This is a genomic window from Candidatus Rhabdochlamydia sp. W815 (genome assembly GCF_018642185.1).
Taxonomy (GTDB): domain Bacteria; phylum Chlamydiota; class Chlamydiia; order Chlamydiales; family Rhabdochlamydiaceae; genus Rhabdochlamydia; species Rhabdochlamydia oedothoracis.
Genome location: NZ_JAAVTY010000097.1, coordinates 1 through 5,782 on the forward strand (window position 1 = coordinate 1; position 5,782 = coordinate 5,782).

Genomic DNA, 5,782 nt, shown 5'->3' on the forward strand with positions numbered 1-5,782 from the left:
AGTTTCTGATGTCTTCTAGGATTAAAGTGCACTATCTCCCTCCTTATTCGCCGAATTTGAATCCTATTGAACGCTTGTGGAAGATCTTAAAGGAAAAGAAGGTATACAATCGATATTACGAAACGTCGGTGACTTTTTTTCAGGCAATTAGAGGATTCTTCTTAGAAGAGATACCGAAAATAACAGATATTTTGAAATGTAGGATAAACGACAAGTTTCAAGTCGTTGACTTAAATCCCATTAAGCTAGCCGTTTGAATCGGCACTAGTATAGACAATTTTTTCGTTCAACCTGAAATCAGGTTAGATCAAACAAACTCGTTCCAAGAAAAATTTAAAGAAAAAGGAGCTCAGTCTATTGACCTTTCTATAAAAGGCAAATGCTCTTCCTTTTTACGCTCTTTGGTCAATATTAAAGTCACTAAAGAATCATGTGTTGCTGGTTTTTGCTTAGTTCCTAGTGTCAATCTAGGTTGGTTGAGAACAACTTCTCTAATGCGCCTTCATTACGCTTCTAAGTTTAGAGGGGGAACATTTTGTAAATCTGATTTTACAACTTCTAGCTTTCACCAAACAATCGATCAATTGCTCGTGGGTGCGCAATTTCTTGTCTCCCGCCAAGGAGACATCCAGTTATCTATAGGATATGAAGGGGTTTTTGGAAAAAAATCAACAGTGAATGAAATGAATATAAATGCGTGTTGGAGTTTTTAACTCTTGCTTTTGACCGTCTTATGTAGATGTTTAGTCCCAAAGTGTAATGGATTGGGTTAATTCTAAAACTTTTTGGTTTTTTTTGCCAACTTTTGATAACATGGTAGTACCGATTCAAACGGCTAGCTTAATGGGGTTCAAGTCAACGACTTGAACCTTGTCGTTAATCCTATATTCTTCTATACGATTGAATCGGAACCACTATATTTACCACTAAGTGTGAATTTAAGTCTTGTCTATTACACTTTAAGCGAATTGGTAATGTGCTCATGTTCTTTGATAGACATCCTCTAGACGAACAATATCATCTTCTCCCACATATTCGCCTACTTGAACCTCTATCAATTCTAGTAACACTTTACCAGGATTTTCTAGTCGATGAATCGCTCTTTTAGGCACAAAAATGCTTTCATTTTCAGATAGAATAGTTTCTTGTTGATCGATGGTAACTTTAGCCGTTCCTTTTACCACTACCCAATGCTCACTACGATGGTAATGCATTTGCAAACTCAGTTTCTGCTTAGGTTCAACTACGATTCTTTTTAATTTATAGCGCTCTGCCTCTTCTAATACGGTAAAATGACCCCAAGGACGATGCGATGTAGGATGCAAATAAGATTCCTTAGTCTCTCGCTTTTGCAACTCTTCTACTAAAGCCTTTACCCTTTGAGATTCTCTTCTTTTTCCAATAAATAACGCATCTGCGGTTTCTACAACGATTAAATCTTCTAATCCAATAGTAGAAATTAAACGTTTGTTGCCCATGATTAAACAATTTTTTGTATCTATATCTAAAACATTTCCCATTTTTGCATTATTATGCTGATCTTTTTCTAGAAAGTCATACACACTATCCCAAGATCCTACATCTGACCAATTAAGATCTAAACGCACAACTTTTGTATTAGTGGATTTTTCCATTAAGGCATAATCAATAGAAAGATTTGGTAGTTCAGAAAATCTAGCTACAAACTCTTTGAAATCTCCCGAAATTCCTATGCCAATTTCTGGACAGTGCTTTTGAAGTTCTTTAATAAACGTTTCAATTTGAAATAAAAAAATACCAGAGTTCCATAAGTGTTGGCCTGAAAGTAAATATTTCTGCGCCAGAGCAAAATCAGGCTTTTCTACAAAACTATCTACGTGATAGATATTTTCTTGTTCTTGCAAACCCAATTTAATATAACCGTAGCCTGTTTCTGGTTTATTAGGACGCACACCAAAAATTACATTTCTTGCTTTTTGTGCGATTTTTTCTGCTTCGACTAAAGCATGGATGAATATCTCTTGAGGGCAAATCAGATGATCTGAGGAGCAAATCAAAACACACTCTTGAGAAGAAATTTTTAAGAAAGAAGTTAGATAACAAATAGCAAGCGCAATAGCAGGTGCTGTATTTTTTTGCTCTGGCTCTATTAAAATCTGATTTTCTAACAGAAGAGAAATTTCCATGGCTTGTGTTTTTACCAAATGAAAATAATCTTGACTGGTTACAACCAAAATATCCTTTGGGTCAATAATAGGAATAAATCGTTCAATGGTTTTCTGTAATAAAGAGCGTTTTTCTCCAAAATGCAAAAATTGCTTAGGCATTTCTCTACGGGAATAAGGCCATAGCCTTGTTCCACTACCGCCTGCTAAAATGATGGCTTTCATATTTTTCCTCGGTTTTTTTATCAACAAGATTGCGAAACTCCGCATGAAATCTCTTTCTGCTAAACTTTTGCGCGTGTTGATAAATTTTATTTTGATCAAACTCTTTTTTTTCAAAACGAGCAATAGCATCTAATAAACTAGCCAATTGTTGTTTTTCAAAAAAAACTCCTGTCTGGTTTTCTATAACGGTTTCCAACGTCGCTCCTTTCCCAAAGGCAATGATAGGGACCCCTGCTGCTTGCGCTTCTAAAACGCAAATACCAAAATCTTCTTCAGCAGCAAAAATGAACCCCTTGGCTTTAGCTACATAAGAATGCATGATCTCATCGGGCTGATAGCCTAAGATTTCTACATTTTTTGTGGCTAATTGTTTAATTTTTTTCATTTCAGGCCCGCTACCAATTACAAGGAGTTTATGTTGAGGTAGGTAAGAAAAAGCTTTTACTATCAAATCCACTCTTTTATAAGGCACCAAACGAGAAACCGTGATGAAATAATCTTCTTTTTTATCTTGTATACAAAAACGCTCAACATCAACCGGAGGATAAATCACAGATGATTCTCTACCATAAAGTTTACGAATGCGGCGAGCGATATAATGAGAAATTGCTACAAAATGATCAACTCGGTTAAGTGATGCAATATCCCAATTGCGTAAATAATGAAGAGCAAATCGGGCAAACCCTCTTTGCCATATTCCTGCTCTTTCTAAATAACAATGCATTAAATCCCAGGCATAACGCATAGGAGTGAAGCAATAACACAAATGCAACTGATCTGGGTGAGTCAATACCCCTTTTGCTACTGCATGTGAAAGAGAAATCACCACATGATAATCCCTTACATCAAACTGCTCGATTGCTAAGGGGAAAAAGGGAAGATAGTAACGATAGCAGCTAGATCCAAAAGGCATTTTCTGGATAAAAGAAGTATGGATTTCTTTTGTTAAAAAGGCAGATTTAAATGTCTTTTGATTATGAACAAGAGTGTAGATAGGAGAGGGGTAAAGCTCATAAATAGCCTTTAGAGCTTTTTCTCCACCCGCTGATTCCACTAGCCAGTCATAAACAATTGCTGTTGTCATATTTCAATTAACTGATCGATCTTTTCCAAATGTTTTTGCGCAGATATTTCCCAGCTTAGGGTTTTTACAAGTTGTAATCCTCTGTTAATCAATTGTTGTCTTAAATCAACATCTATCATTACTTTTTCAATAAGCTCTGCTATATGTCGATAGTTATAGGGGTTGCAGTAAAGTGTTGCTGTCTTACAAACCTCTGGCAGAGATGCCGCGTAAGAACAGATGGTGGGGCAACCGCAAGCCATTGCCTCTAAAGGTGGGAGGCCAAAACCTTCATATAAAGAAGGAAATATCATTAACACAGCTGCTCTATAAAAGTCGACGAGCTCTTCATCCGAAACATTTCCCACAAAATGCAATCGGTGCTTTAAATGCTGCAAGCTTTGTTTAAAACATGAATCATCGAGGCGTTTCATGTCTTTAGAATTGCCAACACAAACAAAATCTATTTCGGAAAACCCTCGTTTATCTAACAAATCAAAGGCTAAAAGCAAGGCTTGTATGTTTTTATGAACTTTGAGATTTCCTACATACAACAAAAATTTTTTCTTAATATTAAACTTCTCTAATATTTGATGACTTCCCTTTTTCGGTGAGAATCTATCTAAATCAACCGCCAGAGGAATCACCTCTATTTTATTTGCTATAACGTTGGTATATTTGCACAATTCGCTTTTTGAAAAATGAGAATCTGTAATGATTTGATCAGACCGATAAGCTGCCTGTTTGATCAAAAACCCTGCATAAAAACGCTCTAATCGACTCAATAATTTAGGATAGGCTAAATGAAATAAATCATGAATAGTGGTTAGTCTTTTCTTAGAAGAAACAGGGAAAATAGGAACATTAAAATGAGGAGACCAAAAAAGATCGCAAGAGGGGATTTTCCTAGCAAAGTCTATTTGTTCTACTGGTGAATAAATAGGTGTAAAAATGGGGATCACTTCCATCCCATCAAAATAAGAGTTTTTTTGATGAGGATGAATTAAAACATACCAGTGTATGGGAGCTTGTTTTAAATGCTCCAATATATTTTTTAGATAAGTACCAATGCCAGATTGAACAAGCATTCTTGCATCCACACAAACCTTCTTCAAAAACAAACCTCGGTTTCTTTTCTAACGCTTTGCTGCACTAGTTTTAGATCACTATTAATCATGAGACTAACAAGCTCTTTTAAATTGGTATGAGACTTCCATCCTATTTTTTGTATAGCTTTGGTAGGATCTCCTATGAGTAGTTCTACTTCTGAAGGGCGAAAAAATTGTGGATTAACTTCTACTAGTACACGTCCTGTTCGACAATCAATCCCTTTTTCTTCTATTCCTTGCCCTATCCATTCAATAGTAGTACCCACTTCCTGAAAAGCTAGCTCTACAAAATTTCTGACGCTTGTCATCTCTCCTGTAGCTAATACAAAATCTTCTGCAGTAGCTTGCTGCAATATACGCCACATGCCTTCTACAAAATCTTTAGCATAACCCCAATCCCTTTTTGCATCTAGATTGCCAAGCTGTAGTCTTTCCTGTTGTTTGTGCATAATTCTAGCTACTGCTAGGGTAATTTTACGAGATACAAAATTTTCTCCTCGACGTGGGCTTTCATGATTGAATAGAATCCCATTACACGCAAATAGATCCCAGGCTTCTCTGTAATTAACAACAGCCCAATAAGCATAAAGCTTTGCTACTCCATAAGGAGATCTAGGATAAAAAGGAGTTTTTTCCGTTTGAGGAGTTTCCTGTACTTTGCCAAATAACTCTGAAGTAGAAGCTTGATAAAATCTCGATTTTGAACAGATCTTACGTATTGCTTCGAGTAAACGCATTGTTCCTAGAGCATCCACATCTGCTGTATGTATAGGCATTTTAAAAGAGGTGCCAACATGACTCATCGCTGCTAAATTATAGATTTCATCTGGTAAGACGGATTGAATTATGCTTTCTACATTGCTTGAATCGGTAAGATCTCCTTCATGTAAATGTAGATCTTTATGCAGATGAGAAATTCTTCCTAGATTACAATGAGAAGATCTCCGCACCATTCCATGCACCTCATAACCTTTTCCTAGCAAGAGCTCTGCCAAATAAGATCCATCTTGTCCTGTTATTCCTGTAATAAGCACTGTTTTCATAAGCTTTTCCTTTTCAATAAAATACTAGAATCATTTTTACATATTAACAATTATATATAAAGCTTTAGAGCCTGTTTAAAATCTTTTCAGTTAAGGCATTAATGATAGTTTTCATAAAACCTTTGGAGGTAATTATGACCCGCTCTTATCCAAGCGATATCTCTCGTAAGCAATTTAGCAAAATCCATCTAATACTTG

Annotated in this window: 6 protein-coding genes; 2 read left to right on the forward strand and 4 right to left on the reverse strand. The window is 36.0% G+C overall.

The genetic code is table 11. The features are described from left to right. Positions 1 to 257: transposase (locus RHOW815_RS09375; protein ID WP_502757465.1), on the forward strand; the 257-nt coding region annotated here is incomplete at its 5' end. A 12-nt stretch (positions 258 to 269) separates the two neighbouring features. Next, complete coding sequence (locus tag RHOW815_RS06495; RefSeq protein ID WP_256439924.1) at positions 270 to 713, forward strand: autotransporter domain-containing protein; 444 nt, start codon at positions 270 to 272, stop codon at positions 711 to 713. Positions 714 to 980: 267 nt separating this feature from the next. Here RHOW815_RS06495 and RHOW815_RS06500 read toward each other — a convergent pair whose 3' ends face one another. From RHOW815_RS06500 to gmd, 4 genes are read right to left on the reverse strand one after another with little or no spacing between them, the layout of a single operon-like run. Next, positions 981 to 2,369 (reverse strand): mannose-1-phosphate guanylyltransferase/mannose-6-phosphate isomerase, encoded by a 1,389-nt coding sequence (locus tag RHOW815_RS06500; protein WP_215217514.1) that lies wholly within the window; start codon positions 2,367 to 2,369, stop codon positions 981 to 983. After that, positions 2,341 to 3,453, reverse strand: a complete 1,113-nt coding sequence (locus tag RHOW815_RS06505) for a glycosyltransferase (protein ID WP_215217515.1) — start codon at positions 3,451 to 3,453, stop codon at positions 2,341 to 2,343. Before RHOW815_RS06505 ends, RHOW815_RS06500 begins: the two co-directional genes overlap by 29 nt. After that, the gene (locus tag RHOW815_RS06510) at positions 3,450 to 4,547 is read right to left on the reverse strand and encodes a glycosyltransferase family 4 protein (RefSeq protein ID WP_215217516.1); all 1,098 of its coding nucleotides are present in this window, start codon (positions 4,545 to 4,547) and stop codon (positions 3,450 to 3,452) included. The genes RHOW815_RS06505 and RHOW815_RS06510 overlap by 4 nt, the downstream gene beginning before the upstream one ends. Continuing rightward, positions 4,544 to 5,584: a GDP-mannose 4,6-dehydratase gene (gene gmd, locus RHOW815_RS06515; RefSeq protein ID WP_215217517.1), complete on the reverse strand. Its 1,041-nt coding sequence runs from the start codon at positions 5,582 to 5,584 to the stop codon at positions 4,544 to 4,546. The genes RHOW815_RS06510 and gmd overlap by 4 nt, the downstream gene beginning before the upstream one ends. Positions 5,585 to 5,782 lie beyond the last annotated feature (198 nt).

Excerpts from the sequence above, each read along its gene's own strand:
- gmd (WP_215217517.1), bottom strand. The coding sequence starts at position 5,584 with ATGAAAACAGTGCTTATTACAGGAATAACAGGACAAGATGGATCTTAT.
- RHOW815_RS06500 (WP_215217514.1), bottom strand. The coding sequence starts at position 2,369 with ATGAAAGCCATCATTTTAGCAGGCGGTAGTGGAACAAGGCTATGGCCT.
- RHOW815_RS06505 (WP_215217515.1), bottom strand. The coding sequence starts at position 3,453 with ATGACAACAGCAATTGTTTATGACTGGCTAGTGGAATCAGCGGGTGGA.